Here is a 26350-nt window from a genome sequence, read left to right on the forward strand (position 1 = left end):
CCAATTCCCCGACCGACTCCCACTATGACCCAAAGATGAACGGCCGCAACATCTTACACAGTTATCTTGACAGCCCCACTGCGTGACCGTGGCCACCTTCGCCAGCTCGACGTAATGCTCATCAGACCCCTCACCCGCGCGGGCGGCGATCACCCCGACCTGATCCAGCGACAACCGCCCCTGGCGCAACGCCGCGGTGCAGCGCGGAAACTCCTGCACCCGGCCCGCCACCGTGGCGATCGTGTGCGCGTTGGCCGGCGAGCAGCCGGTCTTCCAGGCCACCAACGCCGGGATCGACCGCGCCCCGGTATTACCCCACAATCCGTCGCGATCGATCTCGGCGACGATGTCCACAATGCGCCCATCAATCGCATTGCGTTGACCGCACAACTCCGCCAACTCCTCAAACAGCACCTCAAGACGCGTCGGCTCATTCACCACCCAAGCGCCAACAGCTGCGGTCGAAGACATGACCCCATCATCACAGCCAGGTACGACAAGTTTTCGGCCAAGCGGGACAACGAGATTGGCCGCCAGTGCGCAGATCTACATCACTGCGGGTGGCTGGCCACGTACTCCGCGGCGGGGATCGGCGACGAGGCGGCGTAGCCGATGGGCAACAGCACGTCGCCCGCGGTGGTGTTGCAGTAGACGTCCCAGCGGTAGTAGGCGGCAAAGGTGGCGGGATCGGACCCGATGAGGGCCGCGTATTGATCGACCGCGCGCACGTATTCGTTCGCGTGGTTGTACCGGTAGATGGCGTGATCGCGGTCGCCGGCAAAGCCATTGGCGGCCAGGTAGCGGCCCGCGGCCATGATGCTGTCGTGCGGCGAGTTGATGTCACCGCCCTGCCCGTAACTGGCAAATGTCCCGGGCAGGAACTGCATCGGCCCCTGCGCGCCGGCGGTGCTCACGCCGTGGATGCTGCCGAGGCGGGTCTCGACGAGGTTGATGGCGGCCAGGTAATTCCAGCCGACGCCGGATTCCGACTCCGCCTGGTGGTAGTAGCCCAGCAGCTCGTCGGCCGGGGCCGGCGGCTCGATGTTCCACGCGGGCAGCGTGTCCCGGACGGCCGTCATCGCGGTGAGCTGCCGGCGGGCGTCGACGTTGCGATCGTAGACATCGAGCAGCGATGCCGGGATCCGCGGTCGTATGGTCGCGTCCCATTCGGGGTGGCGCCCGATGACGCGATACGCCGCCTGCTCGCGGTGCGCCGCCGCCACCAACCCAGCCTCCCCCGTCGACGCGTCACGCAGCGCGTGCTCATCGGCGACGAGGTCGTCGGCCACTTGCGCGGGGTCCGACGCCAACTGGGGCTGCGCGCCGGCGCGGATGCTCGGCGCCGCGGGCCGCGTCATGGTCGTGGGGGATGCCGTTGGAGCCGCCGCCCCGGCCAGGGCGACCAGGATCGCGCCGAGGACAACCAGCGTGGCGCGCGGTTTACCGCTCACAGTGTGCCTCCCGTCCGATCCGACTCGGGGTAGCTCAACGGTAGCGACACGCGAGGCGGCCGTTATGCGCTGTCCCCGATTCGCGCGCCGGCGGCCGTCATCGGCTCGAGCGGCGGTTGCGGCGGGGTCGGCAAACTGGCTCCGGCGGCTTCGTCGCGGCCCAGCGCGATGGCGGCCGCCGCCATCGCCACCGCTGCGACGGCAAGGACCAGTGCCGCCGATCCCCGCACCGCCAGGTGCTCCCCGAGCACCACCACGCCGAGCACGACCGCGACGATCGGTTCGCCGACCAACATGATCGGTACGGACGCCTGCAACGCGCCGGCGTGAAACGCCGCCTGTTGCACCACGGTGAGCGCCGCGGCGAGCCCGACCAGCACATAAAGGGCCGGCACGGTCAGCAGCCCCTGCCACCCGGCCACGGCGAAGCGGTGCGTGCAGATCTTGGTCAGGACGGCGATCATGCCCAGCAGGACCGCCACCGGGACCGCCAGCAGCATGGCGCGGGGTCGCCCGGCGGCGCGTCGGGCCGCGGCGACGCACACGATCACCAGCGGCACGGTCATCGTCAGGGCGATCGTCCACGCGGGCACCGGGGCCCGGTTGTGGCCCTCGCGGGGCTGGCCGACGAGCACGAAGACGGCCAGGGCGGCGGTCAAGAGCGTCGCCCACCCCCAGTCGGCCCAACTGATGCGCTGGTGGCACAGCCTCGCGCTCATTGGCAGTGCGAACAGCAGCGACGACACCAGTAGCGGCTGGACCAAGAGCAAGGATCCGTGTGCCAGCGCCAGCGCTTGGAAGACGTAACCGGCGACCGCGGCGAGAGTGCCCGCCCACCACAGCGGTTCGCGGACCAGGGTGGTGGCCATCGTTGCCGACATGGCTTTGTCGTCAGGGACGCGGCGCGCGACGCGTTGCCGAACGACGATGCCGACCGCTGCCCAGAATGCGGCGAGCAACGCCGACACGATCGCCACTGCGTGCTGCGCCACCCACCCCATGGCCGGGTGCATACCCAGCATTCAAGCGGTGCGAACCTCGCCCGGCGAGAGGGCGCGACTCACTGGCAGAAGATCGTCGTCCCGACGCCACCCGGGCTATACGAGATGTACACGGGTTGTTCGAGGAAGGGCAGCGCCCCGGTGTTCGTCACGCACGAGCCGGCACCCGCGAACATCAGCGCCGAATTGGCGGTGCCGAAGGAATGAGAATCGTTCTACCCATTAAGGAATCGCCGATTCGATGTGACGGTTGGCGGACGAGATGGAAGCGTCAGATCACTGGTAGACGGTCGCGCCGCCCGTGGCGTAGTTGATGTAGACCGGGTGCTCCGCGAAAATCAGGTTCCCGGTGTTCATCAACCCGCTCGAGATCGGCGTCGGGAAGTAATCCCCGTTGTAGGTGTACGAGTACAGCAGGTGCGTACCGCTGGCGTCGAAGACCTGAATCAGGTCGCCTGGGTGCGCGCCAATGCCCGCCGGCAGGGTTCCTTCCACGCCGCCGGAGTCGACAATCGACGCGACGGATTGCAGCGGCCCGCTACCGACCTTCACATCAAGGTTGGTAATCGGCATCTGCGGAAGATTCGCCAACACAGGATTCGCGATCGTCGGCGGCCCACTGAACTGCAGATAAGGATTGGCGGCGGTTTGATTGATCAGCAGGCCTGAATTGTAGGGCGACGGCAGCGCCTGGAGCGGAATGCTCGGACCGGGGCCGCCGGCGTTCGGTCCGACCCCCAGAACCCCGGAGGCGCCGTCGGAAGCGAAGAAGGACTGGAACGTCAGGCCGTTGGTCATGGCGGACTGGATGGACACCGGGAACGCCAGGAACTCGACGTTGACGGGGGTGGACGCGGTCGTCAGCCCGCCGCCGAAATTCACCGGCGCGTTGTAGGTCAGGTAGAGGTAATCGAGCCCGCCGCTGTACCCCCCAATGCCGCCTCCGATGGGGAGGCCGAGCTGCAGCACGCCCAACAGCCCGCCGACCTTCGTGAACGGGATCACGAGGCCGGCGGAGCCGGTGTCGACCAGCAACGGCACGGCGGATCCGGTGCCGACGGAGGCGTTCACCAACGGCTCGGTGCCGGCGAATACCGTCAGCGGGGCGGTTGCCGTTGTGGAGTTCGCTATCGTCGCGCTGGTGCCGAGCGACTGCGGCCCGGTCGGGATCAGCTGACGGCCGAACAAGATGTCGGTCGGGAAATTGATGATGTCGGCGGCGTAGGTTTCCAACGCCTGGACAGGGTTCCCGAGTGGGTTGCTGGCCGCGGAGGTCAGCGAACCGATTGCGGCCGGGGCGGCGGCCGCCGGGTTGAAGGGGCCGGCAATCGCGGCGGACGCCTGCGCCGGCAGCGCCTGCAGCGCGGACGACCAAGACGACAGCTGGGCCGCGGCCGCCGAAACCCCGCCGTGGTAGCCGACCATCGCGGAGACGTCCTGGGCCCACATCTCCTCGTATGCGGCTTCCGTGGCGGCGATCGCGGGCGCGTTTTGCCCGAACAGGTTGGAGAACACCAGCTGCACCAGCTGGCTCCGGTTCGCGTCGACCACCAGGGGATGCACCGTGGCTGCCAGGGCGGATTCGAACTCGCCGGCCACCACCTGGGCCTGCAGGGCGGCCGTCTGCGCATGCGCCGCCGCCGCGCTGAGCGACGCCGAGTACTGCGCCGCGGTCGACAGCATCGCCGCCGAGGCGGGCCCCTGCCAGGCGTCGGCGGCCAAACCGGAGGTGATCGAGGAGAACGACTGCGCCGCGGTACCGAGTTCTGCGGCAAGCCCATCCCACGCCGCGGACGCGGCCAGCATGGGTGTCGGCCCTGCGCCGGAATGGAGCAGAGAAGAAATAATCTCTGGCGGTGACGTCAGAAAACTCATCCCCCGGGTGTCCTTCCCTGTGCCCCACGACCACGCATTTTCACCGGGGACGGGCCTTCAGGCCACCAGCCGGTACGCCAGACTCTAGGGAAAACCGGGCCAAAATTCTCGGTATTTACCAAACGTTTCCGCGGCGACGGCCCTGGGCACCGACCGCGACTACCGTGGCACCGTGAGTGACCGTCAACAACGCGCGATGTCCTTCGGGTCGATTGCCGAAAACTACGACGGACTGCGGCCCCAACCCCCGCCGGATGCGGTGAACTGGCTGGTCCCGTCCGGATGCGGGGTGGCCGTCGATGTCGGTGCGGGCACCGGACTGTTCACCCGGGCGTTGCTGGGCAAGGCCGCGCAGGTCGTCGCCGTCGAACCGGACGCGCGGATGCGGAAGGTCCTCGCGGCCCGATCTCCCGGCGTGCGCGTCGTCGAGGGCCGCGGCGAGTCGATTCCGCTGCCCGACGCCTCCGCGGACGCGGTGTTCGTCTCGTCGGCGTGGCACTGGATGGACCCCGAGCGCGCCGTGCCGGAGATCGGTCGAGTACTGCGCGACGGCGGTCGGCTCGGCCTGATCTGGACTAGCCGGGACCGCGAGGTGGGCTGGGTGCGCGACCTCGACCGGCTGCCCGGCGACGAGGCCTCCGACGCCGAGTCGGCCGACCGGGCTCGCCGGCGACTGGACGTCGTCCTCCCGTTGCCGACGACGTTCCGCAACTTCGCCCGCGAGACGTTCCGATTCACGCGAACCATGACGATCGACGACGCCGTCGCGATGCTGGGGACCTACAGCAGGTTCCTCGTCGCTTCCCCCGAAGACCGTGCGCGGCGGCTGACCGAAGCGCGGGCGGCCCTGGCGGCGCGGTTCCCCGGTGCCGACACGGTCGAGATGCCGATGCAGGCGCGCTGTTGGCGGGCCGATCGGCTCGCGCGCGGCGACGGGATTTGAGGCACCGCATGCGCCGCCGTCGTCGCGGGTGTGTCAGCATTTGGAAATGAATTCACCCAGGCTTGCCCGCATCGCTGGAGTGTCGGCCGTGACGGCGTGGGCGGCGCTGAGCGCGCCGATCGCCATCCCGGTCGCGTCCGCGGATCCCTGCACCGACGTCGCGGTGGTCTTCGCCCGTGGCACCCACCAGGAGCCCGGCCTCGGAAACATGGGGCAGGCGTTCGTCGACTCGCTCACTGCACAGCTCCCTGGGCGCTCCGTCAGCTCTTACGCCGTCAATTACCCGGCGAACGACGACTATCACAACAGCGCGTCGGCCGGCTCCAACGACGCCAGCGCGCACATCCAGGACGTCGCCGCCAGCTGCCCCAACACGAAAATGGTGCTCGGCGGGTACTCCCAGGGCTCGACCGTGATCGATCTCGCCAGCCAGACCCTGCCGGGCCCGGTGGCCGACCACGTCGCCGCCGTCGCCCTGTTCGGTGAGCCATCCAGCGGGTTCTCCAGCATGTTGTGGGGCGGCCAGCCGCTTCCGACGATCAGCCCGGTGCTGGTCGGTCGGACCATCAGCCTGTGCGCGCCCGACGACCCGATCTGCTCCCCGGGCGGCAACATCTTTTCGCACATGTCGTACATCGACTCCGGCATGGTCAACCAGGCCGCGACGTTCGCCGCCAACAAGATCGGTCAGGCGCCCGCCCGGGCACAGAACGGCTAGCGGCCTCCGAGCCACCCGACTGTGAGATCCCTTGTAGCGGTTCGGATCCTGATCGCCGTGGTGCTCGGCGTCGCGGTCGCAGTCGCGGTGGGCAATACCATCGGCTGGCGATTTGCCCTCGTCGGCTGGGTCGTCACCGCCGGCGTGTATGTGGTGTGGACGTGGCTCCTGTTGGGCGGCATGGACGCCGACCGCACCCGCGAATACGTCACCCGCGAGGACCCCACCCGCTGGATCGCCGACACCGTCGTCGTGTCGGCAAGCCTCGCCAGCCTGGTCGGGGTGGCCTATGTGGTCGCCGCCGGGTCGCGCTCCGGCGCCGCGGCCGTCGTCGCCGCCCTGCTGGGCATCCTGTCCGTCTCGGCGTCCTGGTTCGCGGTGCACACGCTGTTCACCGTGCACTACGCGCGGCTCTACTACTCGGACGAACCGGGCGGGATCAACTTCCACGACCCGGAGCCGCCCCGGTTCAGCGATTTCGCGTATCTGGCCTTTACCGTCGGCATGACCTATCAGGTGTCGGACACCGAGATCGGGCTGACGTCCATCCGGTCGACGGTGTTGCGCCAGGCGCTGCTGTCCTATCTGCTTGGCGCCGTTGTCCTTGCGGTCACCATCAATTTGATCGCCGGGCTGGGCTCCAAGGTGTGATCCGCGGCTAATCTGGCTGGCATGGCCATCGAGTCCACCATGCTCGCCCTCGGCACCCCCGCGCCGCCCTTCTCGCTCCCCGAGCCGGCCACCGGCGCCACGGTCAGCCTCGACGACCTCACGGGCCCCGCGCTGGTCGTCACCTTCATCTGCAACCACTGCCCGTACGTCAAGCACGTCGCCGCCGGGCTCGCCGCGCTGGGCCGCGACCTGGCGGACCAGGGCGTCGCGATGGTCGGCATCTCCAGCAACGACGTCGTCACCTACCCGCAGGACGGGCCCGAGCAGATGGTGGCCGAGGCCCGTGCCCACGGCTGGACGTTCCCCTACCTGTACGACGAGACCCAGGACGTCGCGCGCGCCTTCTCGGCGGCCTGCACGCCCGACACTTTCGTCTTCGACGGCGAGCGCCGCCTTGTCTACCGCGGACAGCTCGACGATTCCCGCCCGGGGAACGACAAGCCGGTGACGGCCGCCGACGTGCGGGCGGCGGTCGACGCGGTGCTCGCCGGGCGGCCGGTGGACGCCGATCAACGCCCGTCGATCGGGTGTGGCATCAAGTGGCGTTCAGCCTGATTCGCGCGTTTGGGCGCCGTGTTGGCGGGTATCGCAACACCAGCCATGACCGCGCAACCCCCCGATCCCGATCCGACGCAAACGCCCGACCTCGAGCGGGGCGGAGGCGTCACGCCCGGCGCGACACCGCCGGCCGCGCCGCAGACCTCGGGTGTGGCCGAGCCTCAACCGCCCAATCGCCGGCGATTCACTCCCGGGGCCACGCTCACGGTCATCGCGGTCTGTGTCTTCGTCGTGGCGTTCGCCGCGGTGGCGGTGCTGCTCGTCATGAAAATACTCGGGCTGACGGGCTGACTAGGCACCGATGGTGACGGGGTCACCGACCCGAATGACGCCCTGCCGAACCACCTCCAGGTACGCCCCCGCGCATGGCTGCGGTCCGTGACCGCCTGTGTCCCAACGGTTCTCGGCCGCGGGAATGCGAAGCGCGTGCGGGGCTCGCGGCAACGGGCCGTGCTCCAGCGTGGGCACCACGCACCGTGAGGTGGCAGTCAGGGCTCGCAGCCGTACCTCCCCGACCACTATTTCCCTTCCCGCCCAATCATTTTCGGCATAGGGGGGATGCCCCGGTGGCGTCGCGATCACCAGGTTGGGCCGGTAGCGCAGCGCCTCCACGTCGATGTGCTGGAGGGTGGCCGTGGTGATCGCATGCAGCGGGGCCTCGTCGGTGAACGAGTCGCCCGGGGTCGCCTGAGCGATCTCGAGGATGCGGCCGCCGACCTCGGCATCCAACCCGAGCTCCAGCAGCTGCTCGGGATCCGGGCGTTCCAGCGTGGCGCCCTGCGGTCGCTGCCTGACCAGTCGCACCGTCCGTCCCAGCAGCCGCGACAGCACGTCGTCGATGTCGGGGTCATCGGCGGTGACGTCGGTCCCGTCGGGCAGCCTGATCGTGACCCGACCGGTGCCGGCGTGCGCGGTGCACTTCAGCAGCCCGCGCCAGAGCCGCGCCTGTTTGGCGCTGGCCACGTGGCCGGTTTCGGTGTCGACGAGCGCCAGTCGCCGGTCCCCCTCGGCTCCGCCTTCGTCGACGAACAGGGAGTCCACGGTTTCGCCGAGCATCGACTTCACCGGGTAGCGGCGCAAGCTCTCCACCCGCATGTGCACTTTCCCCCGCGAGAGACCCGTCGTTCACCGTCAGGGACGACAGTAGTGCGGTCGCGGCGGCCGGGTGTCGACTAACCCGGGCAGTAGGTCGATTCCGCGGCGCTGACCCAGCCGGTCATGTCCGCGAACGAGAAGCCCTTCGAGCTCATGCCGGAGTGCAAGTCGGCGGCGATCGCATCGGGCGTCTTGCCGGCCATCCGGTCGGCGCAGACCGCATGCCCCAGTGCGATCATGTCGGAGTCACCCGACGAGGGCCAGCTGAATCCGAGGTTTTTCAGTTTCGCGAGGTATGCGTCGTCCGTCGAGTCGGCCGATGCAATCGCGGTGCTTGCTGTCAGGGCAGCGCCAACCATCACGGGAATTGTCAGTTTGGCCAGCCAGCGAGGTGCAGACATTTCATGCCCTTCTTTTCTTGTCGGCGTTCAGGTGCCGTCAGTATATGGTCGTCCGGCCCGGCATGAATATTAAAAACTTCGAAACTCGTGGCCAGACGGTCGACCGGCCTGAATGAGCGATGCCTCGGCCGGTGACCACGATCGAGGCGCGGCCGACTTTTCAAGGCCTTCGCGAGTTGGCGAGAATGCAACGCCGCCGAATACACCGCGTAACCAACCGGTGCATACCTTCATTTGCTGTCAAAAGGCAACTGTTGCCGTGGCCGACGATTTACTAGGGAATCTGAGACAGGAGTTTCTTCTTCTGTTCGGTGAATTCCTCGTCGGTGAGGATTCCCGCGTCGCGCAGCGAGGCCAGCTCACGAAGCTCGGCGGCGACGCTCGTGACCGGGCCCCCGGCCGGGGCTTCCAGCGGCGCCTTCTTGTCGGCGGTCGGCGCCCCGATCCGCTCTCGGCGGGCCGGGGCACCGCCCCCGCCACCGGTGCCGGCCATCGCGCGCCCGGCCATGCCCGCCAGGGCCATCTGGCTGAACAGGCTGCCCATGCTCCCCGTCGAGGCCTCGGCGGCGGCGCCCATGCTGGTCGCCGGCAATGCGACCGCCAAGGGCCGTATCATCGTCGTCTCGGCAGCCCAGGCCGGTGGAACTGACAGGGCCCCAATGGTTTTCGCTTCGGCGAGGCCAGCCGTTGCCGCCGACCCGCCGGCTAGGTTTGTGATCACCGGGAACGGCGAGGGGGGCACCGGTTCCGAGCCGGGCCACGCCTGTATTCCCGCCCAGCCGCTGACGATGTCGTCGGTGTGGATACCGACGTAGTACCCGGCGACGTCGTAGGGAAGGGCGGTGGTGCCGAGCACCGTGTCGGCGCTGAGGCCCGCCGCGCTCAATTCGGGGTCGATGAAAACACCACTCAAGTTGGCCAGCACGGCCAGCAGGTCGAGCGGCCCGGCCTGGGCGGGGGTGGCCGCAAGGCTGGTCAGCGCGTTGGGTACCGCCGCGATGGCCTGCACGCTGGACACGGCGCTCTGCGCGCTTCCGGGGGAGGTGCCGGTGGCTTGCGCCACCGCCGCGGCCTGCGCGGCCGGCCCGGCGGAACTGGTGTTTCGCGGGGGCGGCGCGAACGGCGTCAGGGTCGTCGCCAACGCCGATGCGGCGGCATAGCCGTACATGGCGGCGGCGTCCTGGGCCCACATCTCGGCGTACTGCGCCTCGGTGGCGGCGATCGATGGGGTGTTCTGACCGAAGATATTGGTCGCGACCAGTGCCAGCAGCAGGCTGCGGTTGGCCGCGACCACCGGCGGCGGAATCGTCTCCGCGAACGCCGTCTCGTAGGCGCCGGCGGCGGCCTTGGCCTGGTTGGCGGCCTGCTCGGCCTGCGCGGCGGAGGTTCTCGTCCACGCCAGGTACGGGGCGGCCGCAGCGGCCATCAACCCCGAGGTCGGGCCCAGCCAGGGACCGGCGGTCAGCGCCGCCACCTCCGATTGGTAGGAACTCGCCGCCGCGTGCAGGGCGGCGGCCAGCCCGTCCCAGGCCGTCGCGGCGGCCAGCAGCGGTCCCGAGCCGGGGCCGGTGTACATCCGGGCGGAGTTGATCTCGGGCGGTAATGCCGCGAAGTCCATGTCGTTCCCTCCGATCGAGCCAAACGCCGCCAGGACACGGACGGCTTCCCGACCAGTTGGGCGGCGCGGCCGAATCGGACCGGCAAACGATTGCACTTCCCCCAGTAGTACCTGTCCGGCACGTGAACTTGGCTAATACCCCGTCAAACGGCAGTGTTAACGGGTGGTGTAGGACGGCGGCCCCTGTGCGACCGCGGATCGGGTCGTGTAGAAGAGTCTGGTGGACGCGCCGCAGCCCAAACCGTTCGACACGCCGAGGTTGCGCGAAGCGATGGTCAGCCGCGTGTACCGCCGATCGATGGCCGAGGGCCAGATTTCGGTGCCCGCCGTTCCCGGCATGATCGACGAGTACGCCCAGTTGTGCGCCAACCTGTGCGCGACGCTGGGTGTGCCGTACACGCCCGAACAAGCTCGTCAGCTCAACAAGGTGCTGGAGACCGAGTTGGCGAAGGCCTTCAAGGCCTCCCAGCGTTCGGAGATCATCATCTCGTTTCAGGTTCCCTTCGGAACGGGTCTGAATTACCGCGTCAATGCCGAATGGCGCACCGTCGAGGCCGACTACGACAACTGGGTCGAGACCCGGCCGGCGCCCCTGTTCGGCGCCGAACCCGACGCGCGCGTGCTCGCGCTGGCTTGCGAGGCGGCCGACCCGGCGAGCTGTCGGGTACTGGACGTCGGCGCTGGAACCGGGCGCAACGCGGTGGCCCTGGCGCGGCGCGGCTACCCCGTGGACGCCGTGGAGATGGCGCCGAAATTCGCCGAGCTCATGCGCGCGGACGTGGAACGCGAATCGCTCGGCGTGCGCGTCATGCAGAGCGACGTCTTCACCGCCATGGAGGGCGTCCGCGACGAGTACCAGCTGATGGTCCTCTCCGAGGTGGTGCCCGACTTCCGTACGCCGCACGAATTGCGCGGCGTGTTCGAACTCGCCGCCGATGTGTTGGCCCCGGGCGGGCGCCTGGTGTTCAACACGTTCCTGCCGCGGCCCGGCTATACCCCCGACCGAGCCGCGATCGAACTCGGGCAGCAGTGCAACACGATGATCTTCACCCGTGACGAGGTATCGAACGCGGCGGCCGGGCTGCCTTTCGACCTCGTCGCCGACGATTCGGCCTACGATTACGAGAAGGCCCACCTGCCGGAGGGCGCCTGGCCCCCGACCGGTTGGTTCGAGAGCTGGGCCAGCGGCCTCGACGTCTTCGACATCCCGCGCGATCAGTCCCCGATCGAGTTGCGCTGGCTGGTCTATCAGAAGACGGCCTGAGGGCCTACCCCGAGTACACGTTCGGCGCGCTACGGGTCAGATCCCTGGTCGCCGGCCCTTCCAGCAGGGTGCCGTCCGGGGCGAAGCGCGACCCGTGTAGCGGGCATTCCCACGCCTGGTCGGCGTCGTTCCAGTTGACGATCCCACCCAGGTGCGGGCACACCGGCGAAACGCGGTGCTCGGTGCCGTCCACGCGGCAGCGGGCCTCCAGGTGCCACGGGGGCCCGCTCACCACGCCGCCCTCGCCGTTGACGGGGCTGCGGCGGCCGGTGCGTATCGCAGGGGTGATCCAACCCTTCGCCAGGTCGAAGCCCACCTCGAGGTTGGCCTGCAGCGCCATCAGCAAGCCCGACAGCTCGTGCGGGCTCCAGCTGGCGAACGCGCCGGCCCAATCCATCCGCCCGCCCAGGATGCGGCTGGACAACGCCAACGCGGCCGCGGGGCCGTTGGTCATGCCCCACTTGTTGAAACCCGTTGCGACGAAGATGGTTTCGGTGTTCGGCAGGATGGGGCCGACATACGGCAGGTAGTCGATGGGCGTGTAGTCCTGCGCCGACCAGAAATGGGTCTGCACGGACCCCGGGTAGTGTTTGCGCGCCCACGACGAGAGTTCCTGCAACGACTTCGACGGGCTCTTCTTGCGGCCCACCGTGTGGCCGGCCCCGCCGACGATTAGCCGCTCGCCGTCCGCGACGGGCGCGTAGCGGACCGAACGGGTCGGCGAGTCGGTGGAAATCATCATCGGCCGGGTGATGTTGCCGGGGACCTTGAACGCCAGGCAGTAGGACCGGCTTGGCTTCACGCGTGCGAAATAGCCGCCGCGATCCAGGATCGGGATTCCGGTGGCGAGCACCAGCTGCCCGGCCTGCAGCTCGACGTCGTGGCGCGCGGCGTCGTTGACGTGCACCCGCACCCCCTTGCCGCGCCAGGACACCCGCCGCACCCGGGTGTGCTCGACCAGCCGCCCGCCGCGGCCGAGGAGCTCGGTGGCCAGCGAGTCGAGGAAAGGCATGGGGTCGAACTGGGCCTGGTCGGGCAGCCGCACGCCGCCGTGGTACGGAAACGGCACGTCGGCGGCGTCGTCCCACACGGCGCCCAGGCCCACCGCCTGGCAGGCCGCCAACTCCGCGCGCGCGGACAACACGCCCCGAGCCGACTGGGCGTAGGTATAGGCGTCCTCGCGCTGCACGGCGACGCCGTTCGACTCGCAGTGCTGCAGCACCCACTCCTGGCCTTCGCGATTGCCGTCGACGTAGGCGCGGGCCACGTCCAGCCCGTGCCTGGGCAGGATCTTCGACAGCTGGCTGCCCTGAAGCAAACTGATCTTCGCCGTGGTGTTTCCCGTCGCGCAGGAACCGACCGTGCGGGCCTCGACCACCAACACGTCCTTGCCCGCGCGGGCGAGCAGGACGGCGGTCATCAGACCGGTGATCCCGGCGCCGACGACGATGACATCGGCGGAGCGCGGGCCGTCCTCAAGCCGGCTTGCGGTCCAGGTCGGGTCTGCGCGGTCGGATAGCCATAAAGAAGTCACGGCTGGGCTGATACCCCCGCAGCGTCGACGGAAACTGCGCGCCGCCCGCGGAATGGCTGTCACGCCTTGTTGAGCTGTGCTTTCGCCTCCTTCAGCGATTCGGCGGCCGCGTGGCTGGCGCGCTTCGCCTTGCCGTAGGCGGCCTCGGCCTTGTCGAGTTCACGCTCGGCCTTGCGCAGGGTCGCGATCGCCTCGTCGCGCCGTTGCCGGGCCGCGTCGCGTTCGGCTTGCCGCTTCGAGACGGCGTCGTCGGCGGCGGCTTGGGCTTGCTCGGCGTCGGTGACGGCCGCGGTCAACTTCTCCCGGCGCCGCTCCGCGGCCGTCTGCGAACGCTTCGCCGGCCGGGCCGGCGCCGCGTCGCCGAACCCGCCGAAACCCGACCATCGCTCGGGCTTGGCCAATCGGCCGAGTCGCTCCCTGACCTCGGGGTCGGCGATCGCGGCTTGCAGGGTGGCGGTCACGTCCTCGCGCACCGACGCGGACGGGCGCTTGACGTCGGCCGCTTCGAACGCGGCGCGCGCGAGCCCCTCGATCAGCTTGTGTTGCTCGGCGGACAGCGCCCGGATGCGTTCGCCGTCCATCGCGGCGTGCGCGTCGCGCAGGCGGTCACCGAGGTCGGCGAGGCGTTTCTTGGTGTCCTTCTGCGAGAGCGCGATCCGGTTGACGATCCAGGCCGCGGCGGTGGGTTTGCGCGCCGCGGAGATGCTTTTTGCGGCCGCCGCGTCACCGCGGTCCTTCGCGGCTTTGGCCAGTCTGTTGCGTTCGGCGGTGAAAGCCTCCGGCTCGGTCCAGTACAGACTGTCGAGTTCGTCGTCGGCCATGACCCCATGATCCTCCGCACGAGCGACGCGGCCCGCGCCACGTTTCAGGGCGTACGCCCCTGGCTATTTGATCCACATGATCGCCCCTCGCCCGGCAGTTGGCTGGCTGCGCCCGCTCCTGTTCGCGGTGTTGCTCGTGGCCGGGGTGGTGGGCGCGATCCAGCTGGCAACGTCGGTCAGGTGCCCGCACGGCGCGTGCCCCGGCTCCGGCGCGAAAGAGCCTGGCGCGGCTCGGATAACGATCACGCCCGGACCCAACGCGCACGACGTCGACCCGGTCGCGCCGGTCATGGTGAAGGCCGACGCGGGGACGCTGACGGACGTTCGCATGGTCAACGAGAGCGGCAAACCGATCGAGGGCATCACCACCCCGGACAACACCGCCTGGAAGCCCACCGTGCCGCTGGGATACGGGCGCACCTACACGCTGACCGTCACTGCCCGCGGGCCCAACGGCGTTGCGGCAACGCAGGTCTCGTCGTTCTCGACGCTGCGTCCGTCCAACCAGACCAAGGTTTCGTTCACCACCACCTCGGAGGCCGCGCTGCACGACGGCGGCACCTACGGCGTCGGAATGGTGGTCGTCGCCCACTTCGACGAACAGATCACCGACCGGGCCGCCGCCGAGCGACGGCTGAGTGTGACCACCAACCCGCCGGTGCAGGGCTCATGGTTCTGGGTCGACAGCCAAAACGCCCACTGGCGGCCCGAGCACTACTACGCCCCGGGAACGACCGTCACCGCCGAAGCCAAGATCTACGGAATTGCCTTGGGCGACGGGCTGTTCGGGCAAGACGACACGCGGGTGTCGTTCCGGATCGGCGACGCGCACATATCCATCGCCGACGACGCCACCAAACAGGTCAGCGTCTTCGACAACGGCAAACTGGTCCGCACCATGCCCACCTCGATGGGGATGGGCGGAACCGAGGACGTCGGCGGTCGCACCATCTCGCTGTGGACCCCGCCGGGCATCTACACCGTGATCGACAAGGGCAACCCCGTCGTGATGGACTCCTCGACGTTCGGCCTGCCCAAGAACTCACGCCTCGGCTACCGCGAGACCATCAACTACGCGACCAAGATCAGCACCGACGGCATCTACCTGCACGAGCTCGACGCAACGGTGTGGGCCCAGGGCCACCGGGACACCTCGCACGGCTGCCTGAACCTCAACGCCGACAACGCGAAGTGGTTCTACGACTTCTCCGTACCCGGGGACGTCGTCGAGGTCCGCAACAGTGGCGGGCCGCCGTTGACGCTGGCCCAGAACGGCGACTGGACGCTGAGCTGGGACCAGTGGCGCAACGGCAGCGCCCTGAAGCCGGCTTCCTAAGTTTGCAGAGTCGCACTCTGGCGCAACGTCATTCGGCCCGACGCACCGACCGGATGGGCACGGTTCACCGCCTATTCGGCGGCTCGCCCCCGGGAAAGTCTTGACTGATTCCAAATAAGAGTGTGATATGGACCACGTGTCCTCATCGGCGAGTTACGCGGACCGGCTGCGTATGGCCGACCTGCGCGTGACCCGGCCGCGGGTCGCCGTGCTCGAGGCGGTGCACGCCCACCCCCATGCCGACACCGACACGATCTTCAACGCCGTACGCGGGGATCTGCCCGACGTTTCCCGCCAGGCCGTCTACGACGTGCTGAGCGCGCTGACCGCCGCGGGCCTGGTACGGCGGATCCAGCCCCTGGGCCTGGTCGCCCGCTACGAATCTCGCGTCGGCGACAACCACCACCATGTCGTCTGCCGCTCGTGCGGGGTCATCAACGACGTCGACTGCGCGGTCGGCGAGGCGCCGTGCTTGACCCCGTTGGACGACAACAACGTTCTGGATGGCTTCGTCCTCGATGAGGCCGAGGTCATCTACTGGGGCATGTGCCCCGACTGCTCGACGGCAGAGTCCTGATCACTCCCGTGATCGCAGCCCGCATTACACCCACCGGAAAGGAATGCTGTGTCAACATCTGACAGCCGCCCACCCCACGACGACACCAAGACGACGAGCAACAGCGAGAGCGAAAACCCGGCAATCCCTTCCCCCAAACCGAAATCGCACGCGCCCCTGACGAACCGGGACTGGTGGCCCGACCAGATCGACGTGTCGACGCTGCATCCGAACCACCCCGATGCCAGCCCGTACGGTGAAGATTTCAACTACGCCGAGGAGTTCGCCAAGCTCGATGTCGAGGCGCTCAAGCGCGACGTGTTCGAGGTCATGACCACCTCGCAGGACTGGTGGCCCGCCGATTACGGCCACTACGGCGGCCTGTTCATCCGGATGAGCTGGCACGCCGCCGGCACCTACCGGATCTTCGACGGCCGCGGCGGCGGCGGCCAGGGCATGCAGCGCTTCGCCCCGCTCAACAGCTGGCCGGACAACGTCAGCCTGGACAAGGCCCGCCGGCTGCTGTGGCCGGTCAAGAAGAAGTACGGCAACAAGATCTCCTGGGCCGACCTGATCATCTTCGCCGGCAACTGTGCCCTGGAGTCCATGGGATTCAAGACCTTCGGTTTCGGCTTCGGCCGCGAAGACGTTTGGGGGCCCGAAGAGATCCTGTGGGGTGAAGAAGACACCTGGCTCGGCACCGACAAGCGCTACTCCGGCGAGCGTGACCTCGCCCAGCCCTACGGCGCGACCACCATGGGTTTGATTTACGTGAACCCGGAGGGCCCCGAAGGCAAGCCGGACCCGGTCGCCGCGGCGATCGACATCCGGGAGACGTTCGGCCGGATGGCGATGAACGACGAGGAAACCGCCGCGCTGATCGTCGGCGGCCACAGCTTCGGCAAGACTCACGGCGCCGGTCCTGGCGACCTGGTGGGCCCCGAGCCGGAGGCCGCCCCCATCGAGCAGCAGGGGCTGGGCTGGAAGAGCTCCTACGGCACCGGCGTGGGCAAGGACGCCATCACCAGCGGCCTGGAGGTGGTCTGGACGCCCACCCCGACCAAGTGGGACAACACCTTCCTGGAGACCCTGTACGGCTACGAGTGGGAGCTGACCAAGAGCCCCGGCGATGCCTGGCAGTTCGTCGCCAAGGACGGCGCGGGTGCGGGCACCATCCCGGACCCGTTCGGCGGGCCGGGCCGCGCGCCGACGATGCTGGTCACCGACATCTCGATGCGTGAATCGCCCATCTACCGCGACATCACCCGTCGCTGGCTCGATCACCCCGAAGAGCTGGCGGACGCGTTCGCCAAGGCCTGGTACAAGCTGCTGCACCGCGACATGGGGCCGATCAGCCGCTACCTCGGGCCCTGGGTCGCCGAGCCGCAGCTGTGGCAGGACCCGGTTCCGGCCGTCGACCACGAGCTGGTCGACGAGAACGACGTCGCCACCCTGAAGAGCAAGGTGCTCGACTCCGGCCTGACCGTGCCGCAGCTGGTCAAGACGGCCTGGTCGGCGGCGTCGAGCTACCGCCGCACCGACAAGCGGGGCGGCGCCAACGGGGCGCGGCTGCGCTTGGAGCCGCAACGCAACTGGGAGGTCAACGAGCCCTCCGAGCTGGACAAGGTGCTGCCCGTGCTGGAGAAGATCCAGCAGGACTTCAACGCGTCGGCTTCGGGCGGCAAGAAGATCTCGCTGGCCGACTTGATCGTGTTGGCCGGCTCGGCGGCGGTGGAGAAGGCCGCCAAGGACGCCGGCTACGAGATCGCGGTGCACTTCGCGCCCGGGCGCACCGATGCCTCGCAGGAGAGCACCGACGTGGAGTCGTTCGCGGTGCTCGAACCGCGGGCCGACGGGTTCCGCAACTACATCCGCGCCGGCGAGAAGGCGCCGCTGGAGCAGCTGCTGGTGGAGCGGGCCTACCTGCTCGGTGTGACCGGGCCCGAAATGACGGTGCTCGTCGGCGGGCTGCGTACCCTCGGCGCGAACCACGGCGGCAGCAAGCACGGCGTGTTCACCGACCGGCCCGGCACGCTGACCAACGACTTCTTCGTCAACCTGCTCGACATGGACAACGCGTGGAAGGCGTCGGAGACGGCGGAGAACGTCTACGAGGTCGTCGACCGCAAGTCGGGACAGAAGAAGTGGACGGCCACGGCCAACGACCTCGTGTTCGGGTCGAACTCGGTGCTGCGCGCGCTGTCGGAGGTCTACGCCCAGGACGACAACCAGGGGAAGTTCGTCGAGGACTTCGTCGCGGCCTGGGTGAAGGTCATGAACGCCGACCGGTTCGACCTGAAGTAGCAGCCGGATAGCAAGCGACGCCCCGCGGGCACCAGGCTCGCGGGGCGTCGGCTATTCCGAGCGAACCGTGAGGCCAGCCACACTATTACCCACCGGTAACCTACGAAGGCGTAAGTTATGTACCAATGGCTAATGGCCGATGCGTCCGACTACCGAAGCTGGGTAAACGGTGACATGAGCGAATTGAAGTATCTCGAACTTCACGGAGACCAGATTGCCTACCGGGATGCCGGCGACGGACCTGCCGTCTTGTTCATTCACGGCATGGCCGGCAGCTCCGCGACGTGGCATGCGATCATTCCGCAGCTGTCGAAGAAATACCGCGTCATCGCGCCGGACCTGCTCGGCCACGGCATGTCCGCGAAGCCGCGTGGCGACTACTCGCTGGGAGCCTTCGCCGTCTTTCTGCGCGACCTGCTCGACGAACTCGGGGTGGACCGGGCAACCGTGATCGGGCAGTCTCTCGGCGGCGGCATCGCGATGCAATTCGCCCACCAGCACCGGGAGCATTGCGAGCGGCTGGCCCTCATCGGCAGCGGTGGCCTCGGGCCCGACCTCAGCCCCGTGCTAAGGATCCTGTCGGCACCGGGCGCCGAATTCGTATTGCCCGTCGTCGCACCGCAGCCGGTGCTGAACCTCGGCAACAAGCTGGGTTCCTGGCTGACCTCGGCCGGGGTTCAGTCGCCGCGAGCCGGTCAGATGTGGCACGCCTACTCCTCGCTGTCCGATCGACGGACCCGCCAAGCCTTTTTGCGGACGTTGCGCTCAGTGGTGGACTACCGCGGTCAGGCGGTCAGCGCTTTGAACAAGATCCACCTCACTGCTGGGATGCCCGTCGTGCTGATCTGGGGCGACCAGGACCGGATCATTCCCGTGGCCCACGCCTACGCTGCCCATGATGCGCTGGACGGCAGTCGGCTCGAGGTGCTCGAGGGAATCGGGCACTTTCCTCATGTGGAGGCTCCATCGGCTGTGGCGGAGATCCTGGAGGACTTCATCGCGTCGACGACCCCGTCGGCCCCCGAGAGGAACGCTGACGGTTCGGTTCACCTAGGGATGTAGCGGGGATCTAGCGCCAAATCAGCGCGGAAGGTCCCACTGGCCGTAGTCGGCGGCGAGGACATCGTCGATGTCCACGTTGATCCCGCCCAGCAGCGGGCTGGGGTTGGACGGGCTGTTGACCACGGTCTGATACAGCACCGCCGCGGGTTCGCGCTCCCCGTTCGACCACGACCTGGTCTGCCAGGCCCAGCGGTGGCCCGGCGTGGTCGAGTTGCCGATGACGCCGTCGCGGATCGCCCAGCCGCACGCCCGGGCATGCCCGTAGATGCCGGTGCGGCCCACACCCAACACCGAGTTGATGCCCCGAAACCATTGCACCGCAGGGCCATTCCAGGTGTTCTCGTCGATGTTGTCGTCGACGCTGAAAAAGATCGGGGCCGACGCCGTCCCGCCTGCCGCGTTGTGCAGTTGCAGGGCGGTGTGCGCGTCGGCCACCCCGCCGTCGTACCCGCGGGTGTAGTCCGACGGGTCGGGCCAGCCGGGTTTGCCGTACTGGAAGTTGCTGACGATCTGCAGGCCCGCCGCGCGCAGCGCGTCCGCGTACTCCCGCGTGATGGGCTTCGCCTCGAAATTCGCGCCCGGTCGCGATGCCGAGACGTAGTTGACCACCCCGCCGTAGCCCGCCGCCTTGATCTCGCCCGGAGCGATCCTCTTCTCGGCGAAATCGATCAGTTGCAGGTCGGCCGCCGAGGCCGGCTGCTGCGCCAGCGGCGCGGCCAGGCCCAGCAGAGCCGGCGCGAACGCGTATTTGAAGGCGTCGCGTCGCGAGATCGATCGCCATCCGTCGTGCACGGCGCGATGGTAACAAAACGGGATCATCCCGCGGACCGGCACTCTCCGCCGATTTCATGACGGTTTCGATTGGACAAAGGTCGTGCAGCTTACCCGCGATGCGCGGGCCGATACCGCCTGCTTGTCCTTAATGTTGGCCACTATGGCCCGCCTGAACAATTGCGTGAAACGCTGGCGCACAGTGCTTCACGTGACGGCGCCGGCAGTGCTGGTTGCCGCCCTGGGACTCGCCGGCTCCCCCGCCGCTCATGCGGCCGCAGCCGCGGCGACTTTGTCGGTGGAACACACGTGGCAGACCGGCTTTATCGCCAACTTCACCGTGACCAACGCGAGCATGGCGCCGATGAGCGACTGGAAGATCGAGTTCGACTTGCCGGCGGGAGAAGGCATCTCCCACACCTGGAACAGCACCTTCACCCAATACGGCACGCACTTCGTGCTGAGCCCCGCGAACTGGAATCGCGTCATCCCGCCCCTTGGTTCAGCCACGGGCGGCATGAGGGGCGTGCTGAGCGGCACCTACTCGCCACCGGCGAACTGCGTGCTCAACGGGCAATATCCTTGCAGCTAGCGGCGGCCGCTTCGCAAGCGCCGAAGACTTGAGGGCAGACTGAACACGGTGTTCCGCCCTCGATTGCATCAATTAGGTCGGCGAACTATAGTCTGGACACATGTCCAGTTTGCTGTCACGGAGCTCGGGAGTCCGTTGATCGCGACGGATTGGGGGCCGCCCGCCCGCCATTTTTCTTCGGCGGATAAGAGTTGAGTATGCGAATTGCCCTGCTGTCCTATCGCAGTAAGGACCATTGCGGCGGACAGGGCGTCTACGTGCGCCACCTCAGCCGCGGCCTGGTCGAGCTCGGCCACGACGTCGAGGTGTTCTCCGGCCAGCCCTACCCCGAGCTGCTCGATCCGCGGGTGCGGTTGACCAAGGTGCCCAGCCTGGATCTTTACCGTGAGCCCGACCCCTTCCGGGTGCCGCGCCCCAGCGAGATCCGCGACTCGATCGACCTGCTCGAGCTGCTGACCGTGTGGACGGCGGGCTTTCCCGAACCGCGGACGTTCACCATGCGCGTGGCCCGGCTGTTGGCCGAGCGCGCCGAAGACTTCGACCTGGTGCACGACAATCAGAGCCTGGGCACCGGGCTGCTGGCGATCGCCGACGCGGGGCTGCCGGTGGTGGCCACGGTGCACCACCCCATCACCCGCGACCGCGTGCTTGACGTCGCCGCCGCGCGTTGGTGGCGCAAGCCGCTGGTGCACCGCTGGTACGGGTTCTCCAAAATGCAGGAGCAGGTGGCCCGCCGGATCCCCGACCTGTTGACGGTCTCGTCGTCGTCGGCCGCGGACATCGTCGCCGACTTCGGCGTCTCACGCGAGCAACTGCACGTCGTGCCGCTGGGTGTGAACACCGAGCTGTTCCGGCCGGCGTCCGGCCCCCGCCAACCCGGCCGCATCATCGCGATCGCCAGCGCCGACACCCCCCTGAAGGGCGTGCGGACCCTGTTGCACGCGGTCGCCAGGCTGCGCACGCGACGAGACGTCGAATTGCGGCTCGTCGCCAAGGTCGAACCCAACGGTCCCACCCACAAACTCATTGCGGAGCTGGGAATCTCGGACATCGTCCACATCACCAGCGGGTTGTCCGACGAAGCGCTTGCCGCCCTGTTCGCGTCGGCCGAGGTCGCCTGCATTCCCTCGCTGTACGAAGGGTTTTCGCTGCCCGCAGTAGAAGCCATGGCGAGCGGGACGCCGATCGTGGCCAGCCGGGTGGGCGCGCTGCCCGAAGTCCTGGGGACCGACGGCGCCTGCGCCGAGCTGGTGCCCCCGGCCGACGTCGACGCCCTGACCGGCGCGCTCGGTGAGCTGCTCGACTCGCCGGAAAAGCGCCGCACCATGGGTAAGGCGGGCAGGGAGCGCGCGATCAACGTGTTCAGCTGGGAAGCGGTGGCCGCCCAAACCGTGCAGGTCTACGAGCGGGCGATCGCGCGATGCTGACGATAGATTTCGACCGGCTCGGTATCGGTCCGTCCGCCAAGGTGATCGATGTGGGATGCGGCGGCGGCCGGCACGCCTTCGAGGCCTACCGGCGCGGCGCGGACGTCGTCGCCTTCGACCGAGATCCGGACGAACTGCGGTCCGTCAACACGATCCTGAAGGCGATGGCCGAGACCGGCGAGGCGCCCGAGGGGGCCTCGGCGAAGGTCGTGCTCGGTGACGCGCTGAGCCTGCCGTACGCCGACGAGACGTTCGACTGCGTCATCGCCTCGGAGATCCTCGAGCATGTCCCGCAGGACGACGCCGCCATCGCCGAATTGATCAGGGTCCTCAAAGTCGGTGGGACGCTGGCGGTCAGCGTCCCGCGCTGGCTGCCCGAGCGCATTTGCTGGCTGCTTTCCGACGAATACCACGCCAACGAGGGCGGGCACGTTCGCATCTACCGGGCCGACGAGTTGCGCGGCAAGATCGCGGGCGGCGGAATCGAATTGATCCACGCCCATCACGCGCACGCTTTGCATTCGCCGTTCTGGTGGCTGAAATGCGCGGTGGGCGTGTCGAATTCGGATCACCCCGCAGTGGCCACCTATCACAAGCTTCTGGTGTGGGACCTGATGCGGCGGCCCAAGGTGACGCAGCTGGCCGAGTCGCTGCTCAACCCGCTGGTCGGGAAGAGCGTGGTCCTGTATTTCGCGAAGTACTACGCAGCGCCGCCTGCTGCGGAAAGCGAAGCCGCCCAGGGATATTCAGTTGCGTCGAGTTAGCGCGCCGGCGATTCCGGGTGTCCTCACCCTGGACCAGTGCCGGCAGACCGCGAAGTCGATAGCGGCCGACCAGGAACCGTCGGGGGCCATTCCCTGGTTCGCGGGTGGCCACACCGATCCCTGGGACCACGTAGAGTGCGCGATGGCGCTCACCGCGGCCGGACTGCTGGAGCCGGCGCGCGCCGCGTTCGAATGGAGCCGCCGCACGCAGCGGACCGACGGCTCCTGGCCCATCCAAATGCGCGATGGCACAATCGAAGACGCCAACAGCGACAGCAACTTCTGCGCATACATCGCCACCGGGGTCTGGCATCACGTGTTGATCACCGGCGACAGGTCGTTCGCCGCCGAGATGTGGCCGGTGGTGCACAAGGCGATCGACTTCGTCATCGATTTGCAGTTCGGCTACGGCGAAATCGCCTGGGCTCGCAGCGAAGCTGGGCCCGTCTCGGAAGCGTTGCTGACCGGGTGTGCCAGCGTCTTCCACAGCATCCGCTGCGCACTGGCGCTGGCCGTCCTGGTCGGGGAGCCCCAGCCGGAATGGGAGCTGGCACTCGGGCGCCTGGGCCACGCGATCGCGGTGCACCCCGAGGCGTTCACCGAGAAGGACCGCTACTCGATGGACTGGTACTACCCGATCCTGGGCGGTGCCCTGCGGGGCCCGGCGGCGGCCCGGCGGATCCGGCAGCGCTGGGACGACTTCGTGGTCGGCGGCCTCGGCATCCGCTGCGTCGACGATCGGCCCTGGGTGACCGGCGCCGAAACCTGCGAACTGGTGATGGCCCTCGACGCCATCGGCCACCGCTCCGCCGCGCACCGCCAGTTCGCCGCGATGCAGCACCTGCGCGAAGAGGACGGGTCCTATTGGACCGGTTTGGTTTTCGCCGACGGCAAGCGGTGGCCCGAGGAACGCACCACCTGGACCGGCGCGGCGATGATCCTGGCCGCCGACGCGCTGTCGGACACCACCAAGGGCAGCGGGATCTTCCGCGGCGACGGGCTGCCCATGGGGCTGCAGACCGACTTCGACTGCGAGTGCGTGGTTACCGGCCGGTGATTATCTCCTCGCCCGCCCGCCCGCCGGTGCGTTCGAGCACCCGCAGCGACCCGGTGGCCGAAACCTCCCGGAACTGACCGGAATCCATCGCCCGGCGATATATGTAGTAGGGCGGGCGGCCGCCGTCGCGTGGGTCGGGGAACACGTCGTGGATGACCAGCGCGCCGCCGGTGTCCACCCACTTCGCCCAGCCGTCGAAGTCCTCGTTCGCCGCCTTCTCGGAGTGGCCGCCGTCGATGAACAAGAACGACAGCGGCGCCCGCCACCCCCGGGCCACCACCCGCGACTTGCCCACGACGGCGACGACATGGTCGTCGAGCCCGGCGGCGTCCAGCGTGCGGCGAAACGTCGGCAGCGTGTCGAACAGACCCGTCACGTCATCGACCATCGAGGCGTCGTGGTACTCCCACCCGGGTTGGTGTTCCTCCGAGCCGTGGTGATGGTCGACGGTGTAGAGCACGCTGTTGGTCTGTTGCGCCGCCGCGCCGAGCAGGAGGGTGGATTTGCCGCAGTAGGTGCCGACCTCGACGCCGACGCCGCCGTCGAGGTACCGCAGCGCGGCGTCGTAGAGGACACGTCCCTCGTCGGGCGGCATGAAGCCCTGCACCTGCTCGGCGAGCGCAAACAGGCGCTCGGGTGACTCGGCGTCGGCATGGCTCATGAGGCGAACCTATCCGACCGGAATTCGCCCTGCCCAAGCGGCGCGCTCGCTCTAACATCGTGCTGTGCGCGCTTTGCCTGTCCGCAGGTTCCTTGATATCGGTATGGCCGCCGTTGTCGCCGCGGCGGCGTTGACTGTGGCGCCCGCGGTGGTGCCGGCGGGGACGCCCCGGGCCGCCGCCGCGAGCTGTCCCGCCGTGCAGGTCGTCTTCGCCCGCGGACGGTTCGAGTCGCCGGGCACCGGCGCGCTCGGCAGCGCGTTCATCAGTGCGCTGCGATCCAAGGTTTCGAAGAACATCGGCGTGTATGCGGTGAAGTACGGCGCCGACACGGACGTCGACGTCGGTGCCAACGACATGAGCCACCACATCCAGGACATGGTCAACAACTGCCCGGACACCCGACTGGTGCTGGGGGGCTATTCGCTTGGTGCGGCCGTCACCGACGTGGTGCTCGCCGCGCCCATCGCCGCGTTCGGTTTCGACAGCCCACTGCCGCCGGGCATTGACCAGCACGTTGCCGCGGTCGCGCTGTTCGGCAACGGAAGCCAGTGGGTGGGTCCGATCACGAATTTCAACCCGCTCTACAACGACAGGACCATCGAGTTGTGCCATGGTGCCGACCCCGTCTGCAACCCGGCCGACCCGAACACCTGGAAAGAGAACTGGCCGCAACACCTCGCCGGCGCGTACATCGACGCGGGCATGGCCAATCAGGCCGCCGATTTCGTCGCGGGCAAGCTGTAAGGACTAAGCGCGCACCGACGAGGCATTGCGAGTGCCGAGTTTCGCGGGCATCCGGCTGAATCCGCGCAGGTTGACCAGTCCGCGTGGCTGCGGGGGCGCGGTCAGCTCCAGGTCCGGGAAGGCCTCGAACAGGGCGCGAAGCGCGGTGGCCCCTTCGATCCGTGCCAGCGCCGCGCCGAGGCAGGCATGGATGCCCGACGCGAACGCTAGATGCTCGCGGGCATTGGGCCGGGCGATGTCGAATCTCGCTGGGTCGGTGAATACGTGCGGGTCGCGGTTGGCGCCGCTGAGCAGCAGGGCCACCATGTCCCCCGTGACGACGCGATGACCCGCCAATTCGAGGTCACAAAGCGCGGTGCGCGACGTCATCTGCACGGGGCTGTCCATCCGAAGGACCTCCTCGACGGCCGACGGCCACAGGTCGGGATCCGCGCGCAGCTGCGCGAGTTGATCGGGGTTCCGCAGGAGCAGGACTATGCCGTTGCCGATCAGGTTGACGGTCGTCTCGAAGCCCGCGCCGATGAGCAGCGCGGCGTTGGCGGTGAATTCGTGGTCGGTGAGCGTGCCGTGGGCGGCCAGCCGGCTGAACGGGTTGTCGTCGCCCGCCTCCCCCGCGCGGAGTTGATGGAAGCGTTCACGCAGTTGGTGATCCGCGTCGCGCAGGGTGTCGATGGCCCGCCGGTAGGTCCGCCATCCGATCCCGATGTCCAGCAGCGGGGCGCCGCTGTGTCCCCACTCCAACATCCACCGGTGGGCGTCCGGGGGCAGGTCGAGAATCTCGGCGATGATGGCCACCGGCAGCTGGGACGCGAAGTCGGCGATCAGATCCGGGCGTGGTGTTTCCGCAAGGCGATCGATGAGCTCGTCGGTCACCTCGACGACGCGGGCGCCGAGCCGGTCGATCGCGCGCGGGGTGAAGCTTTGCGCCACCGCCTGCCGGTACCGGGTGTGCTCGGGAGGGTCCACGACGACCATGGCGGGCGGTTCGACCGGATTTGCCGCCGCGGCGTCGTCCGTCCTTGATATCAGCGTCCGAAGTGGGCGGGGCAGGGCGTGTCTCATTGACTGTGTAAGGGGTTCGGCCTGAATGGTGGTGGCTGACCACCGGACAGGAGAGTTCTCAA

The 26350-nt window shown here is 68.3% G+C and carries 26 protein-coding genes and 2 pseudogenes; 15 read left to right on the forward strand and 13 right to left on the reverse strand.

Annotated features, from left to right (window positions below; translation table 11 throughout):
* The 5 genes and pseudogenes from AWB92_RS22475 to AWB92_RS22490 all read right to left on the reverse strand — a co-directional run.
* The coding region (locus tag AWB92_RS22475; protein ID WP_142282245.1) for a DUF222 domain-containing protein at positions 1–471 on the reverse strand (471 nt) is incomplete at its 3' end.
* Between the two features lie 80 nt (positions 472–551).
* Positions 552–1358 carry a lytic transglycosylase domain-containing protein gene (locus tag AWB92_RS22480; protein WP_241523550.1) on the reverse strand — a complete coding sequence of 269 codons (807 nt, stop codon included), beginning with the start codon at positions 1356–1358 and terminating at the stop codon, positions 552–554.
* Positions 1359–1513: 155 nt separating this feature from the next.
* The gene (locus AWB92_RS22485) at positions 1514–2464 is read right to left on the reverse strand and encodes a DMT family transporter (RefSeq protein WP_241523548.1); all 951 of its coding nucleotides are present in this window, start codon (positions 2462–2464) and stop codon (positions 1514–1516) included.
* Positions 2465–2511: 47 nt separating this feature from the next.
* Positions 2512–2616 (reverse strand): annotated as a pseudogene (locus AWB92_RS31275) (hypothetical protein); the annotation flags it as partial.
* A 112-nt stretch (positions 2617–2728) separates the two neighbouring features.
* Positions 2729–4327, reverse strand: coding sequence for a PecA family PE domain-processing aspartic protease (locus AWB92_RS22490; protein WP_085189595.1), 1599 nt, complete (start codon positions 4325–4327; stop codon positions 2729–2731).
* A 172-nt stretch (positions 4328–4499) separates the two neighbouring features.
* Between AWB92_RS22490 and AWB92_RS22495 the strand changes: the two genes are divergently transcribed.
* The 5 genes from AWB92_RS22495 to AWB92_RS22515 are packed head-to-tail and all read left to right on the forward strand — an operon-like array spanning position 4500 to position 7509.
* Positions 4500–5270 (forward strand): class I SAM-dependent methyltransferase, encoded by a 771-nt coding sequence (locus tag AWB92_RS22495; protein WP_085189597.1) that lies wholly within the window; start codon positions 4500–4502, stop codon positions 5268–5270.
* A gap of 46 nt (positions 5271–5316) precedes the next feature.
* The gene (locus AWB92_RS22500; protein WP_085189599.1) at positions 5317–5988 is read left to right on the forward strand and encodes a cutinase family protein; all 672 of its coding nucleotides are present in this window, start codon (positions 5317–5319) and stop codon (positions 5986–5988) included.
* 21 nt (positions 5989–6009) lie between these two features.
* Positions 6010–6639, forward strand: a complete 630-nt coding sequence (locus tag AWB92_RS22505; RefSeq protein WP_085189601.1) for a DUF1345 domain-containing protein — start codon at positions 6010–6012, stop codon at positions 6637–6639.
* Between the two features lie 21 nt (positions 6640–6660).
* Positions 6661–7215 carry a thioredoxin family protein gene (locus AWB92_RS22510; RefSeq protein ID WP_085189603.1) on the forward strand — a complete coding sequence of 185 codons (555 nt, stop codon included), beginning with the start codon at positions 6661–6663 and terminating at the stop codon, positions 7213–7215.
* Positions 7216–7260: 45 nt separating this feature from the next.
* Positions 7261–7509 (forward strand): DUF6480 family protein, encoded by a 249-nt coding sequence (locus tag AWB92_RS22515; protein WP_085189605.1) that lies wholly within the window; start codon positions 7261–7263, stop codon positions 7507–7509.
* Here AWB92_RS22515 and AWB92_RS22520 read toward each other — a convergent pair whose 3' ends face one another.
* The 3 genes from AWB92_RS22520 to AWB92_RS22530 form a co-directional block, all read right to left on the reverse strand.
* Entirely contained in the window at positions 7510–8313 is an 804-nt protein-coding gene (locus AWB92_RS22520; protein WP_085189607.1) for an MOSC N-terminal beta barrel domain-containing protein, read from the reverse strand.
* Between the two features lie 77 nt (positions 8314–8390).
* A complete protein-coding gene (locus tag AWB92_RS22525) occupies positions 8391–8714 on the reverse strand; it encodes a DUF732 domain-containing protein (RefSeq protein WP_068182231.1) in 324 nt (107 codons plus the stop codon).
* 274 nt (positions 8715–8988) lie between these two features.
* Complete coding sequence (locus AWB92_RS22530) at positions 8989–10332, reverse strand: PPE domain-containing protein (protein ID WP_085189609.1); 1344 nt, start codon at positions 10330–10332, stop codon at positions 8989–8991.
* A 271-nt stretch (positions 10333–10603) separates the two neighbouring features.
* On the opposite strand from AWB92_RS22530, the gene AWB92_RS22535 reads away from it, so the two are divergent.
* On the forward strand, positions 10604–11596 hold the full coding sequence (locus AWB92_RS22535; RefSeq protein WP_085189631.1) for a class I SAM-dependent methyltransferase: 993 nt from the start codon (positions 10604–10606) through the stop codon (positions 11594–11596).
* Between the two features lie 4 nt (positions 11597–11600).
* Here AWB92_RS22535 and AWB92_RS22540 read toward each other — a convergent pair whose 3' ends face one another.
* Positions 11601–13130, reverse strand: coding sequence for an FAD-dependent oxidoreductase (locus tag AWB92_RS22540; protein ID WP_085189611.1), 1530 nt, complete (start codon positions 13128–13130; stop codon positions 11601–11603).
* A gap of 59 nt (positions 13131–13189) precedes the next feature.
* On the reverse strand, positions 13190–13951 hold the full coding sequence (locus AWB92_RS22545) for a hypothetical protein (protein WP_085189613.1): 762 nt from the start codon (positions 13949–13951) through the stop codon (positions 13190–13192).
* A gap of 76 nt (positions 13952–14027) precedes the next feature.
* Between AWB92_RS22545 and AWB92_RS22550 the strand changes: the two genes are divergently transcribed.
* The 4 genes from AWB92_RS22550 (at position 14028) to AWB92_RS22565 (ending at position 19209) form a co-directional block, all read left to right on the forward strand.
* Positions 14028–15287: an Ig-like domain-containing protein gene (locus tag AWB92_RS22550; protein WP_085189615.1), complete on the forward strand. Its 1260-nt coding sequence runs from the start codon at positions 14028–14030 to the stop codon at positions 15285–15287.
* Positions 15288–15423: 136 nt separating this feature from the next.
* Entirely contained in the window at positions 15424–15864 is a 441-nt protein-coding gene (locus AWB92_RS22555; RefSeq protein WP_161630305.1) for a Fur family transcriptional regulator, read from the forward strand.
* A 48-nt stretch (positions 15865–15912) separates the two neighbouring features.
* Positions 15913–18147 (forward strand): catalase/peroxidase HPI, encoded by a 2235-nt coding sequence (gene katG / locus AWB92_RS22560; RefSeq protein WP_085189617.1) that lies wholly within the window; start codon positions 15913–15915, stop codon positions 18145–18147.
* Between the two features lie 174 nt (positions 18148–18321).
* Complete coding sequence (locus tag AWB92_RS22565; RefSeq protein WP_085189633.1) at positions 18322–19209, forward strand: alpha/beta fold hydrolase; 888 nt, start codon at positions 18322–18324, stop codon at positions 19207–19209.
* Positions 19210–19227: 18 nt separating this feature from the next.
* On the opposite strand, the gene AWB92_RS22570 is transcribed toward AWB92_RS22565, so the two are convergent.
* Positions 19228–19938, reverse strand: a complete 711-nt coding sequence (locus AWB92_RS22570; protein WP_346962958.1) for a DUF1906 domain-containing protein — start codon at positions 19936–19938, stop codon at positions 19228–19230.
* A gap of 205 nt (positions 19939–20143) precedes the next feature.
* Here AWB92_RS22570 and AWB92_RS22575 point away from each other — a divergent pair, with 205 nt between their 5' ends.
* The 4 genes from AWB92_RS22575 (at position 20144) to AWB92_RS22590 (ending at position 23820) form a co-directional block, all read left to right on the forward strand.
* Complete coding sequence (locus AWB92_RS22575; protein ID WP_173817472.1) at positions 20144–20572, forward strand: cellulose-binding domain-containing protein; 429 nt, start codon at positions 20144–20146, stop codon at positions 20570–20572.
* Between the two features lie 197 nt (positions 20573–20769).
* A complete protein-coding gene (locus AWB92_RS22580) occupies positions 20770–21999 on the forward strand; it encodes a glycosyltransferase family 4 protein (protein ID WP_085189621.1) in 1230 nt (409 codons plus the stop codon).
* Positions 21993–22763: a methyltransferase domain-containing protein gene (locus AWB92_RS22585; protein WP_085189623.1), complete on the forward strand. Its 771-nt coding sequence runs from the start codon at positions 21993–21995 to the stop codon at positions 22761–22763. The genes AWB92_RS22580 and AWB92_RS22585 overlap by 7 nt, the downstream gene beginning before the upstream one ends.
* The gene (locus tag AWB92_RS22590; protein WP_085189625.1) at positions 22750–23820 is read left to right on the forward strand and encodes a prenyltransferase; all 1071 of its coding nucleotides are present in this window, start codon (positions 22750–22752) and stop codon (positions 23818–23820) included. The genes AWB92_RS22585 and AWB92_RS22590 overlap by 14 nt, the downstream gene beginning before the upstream one ends.
* Here AWB92_RS22590 and AWB92_RS22595 read toward each other — a convergent pair.
* Positions 23807–24481, reverse strand: coding sequence for a class I SAM-dependent methyltransferase (locus AWB92_RS22595; RefSeq protein ID WP_085189627.1), 675 nt, complete (start codon positions 24479–24481; stop codon positions 23807–23809). The two genes, AWB92_RS22590 and AWB92_RS22595, sit on opposite strands and share 14 nt — an antisense overlap.
* 103 nt (positions 24482–24584) lie before the next feature.
* On the opposite strand from AWB92_RS22595, the gene AWB92_RS22600 reads away from it, so the two are divergent.
* Positions 24585–25226 (forward strand): cutinase family protein, encoded by a 642-nt coding sequence (locus tag AWB92_RS22600; protein ID WP_081665229.1) that lies wholly within the window; start codon positions 24585–24587, stop codon positions 25224–25226.
* Between the two features lie 3 nt (positions 25227–25229).
* Here AWB92_RS22600 and AWB92_RS22605 read toward each other — a convergent pair.
* Positions 25230–26276 (reverse strand): annotated as a pseudogene (locus AWB92_RS22605) (cytochrome P450); the annotation flags it as partial.
* Between the last annotated feature and the right edge of the window lie 74 nt (positions 26277–26350).

Source organism: Mycobacterium sp. IEC1808 (genome assembly GCF_002101935.1).
Lineage (GTDB): Bacteria > Actinomycetota > Actinomycetes > Mycobacteriales > Mycobacteriaceae > Mycobacterium.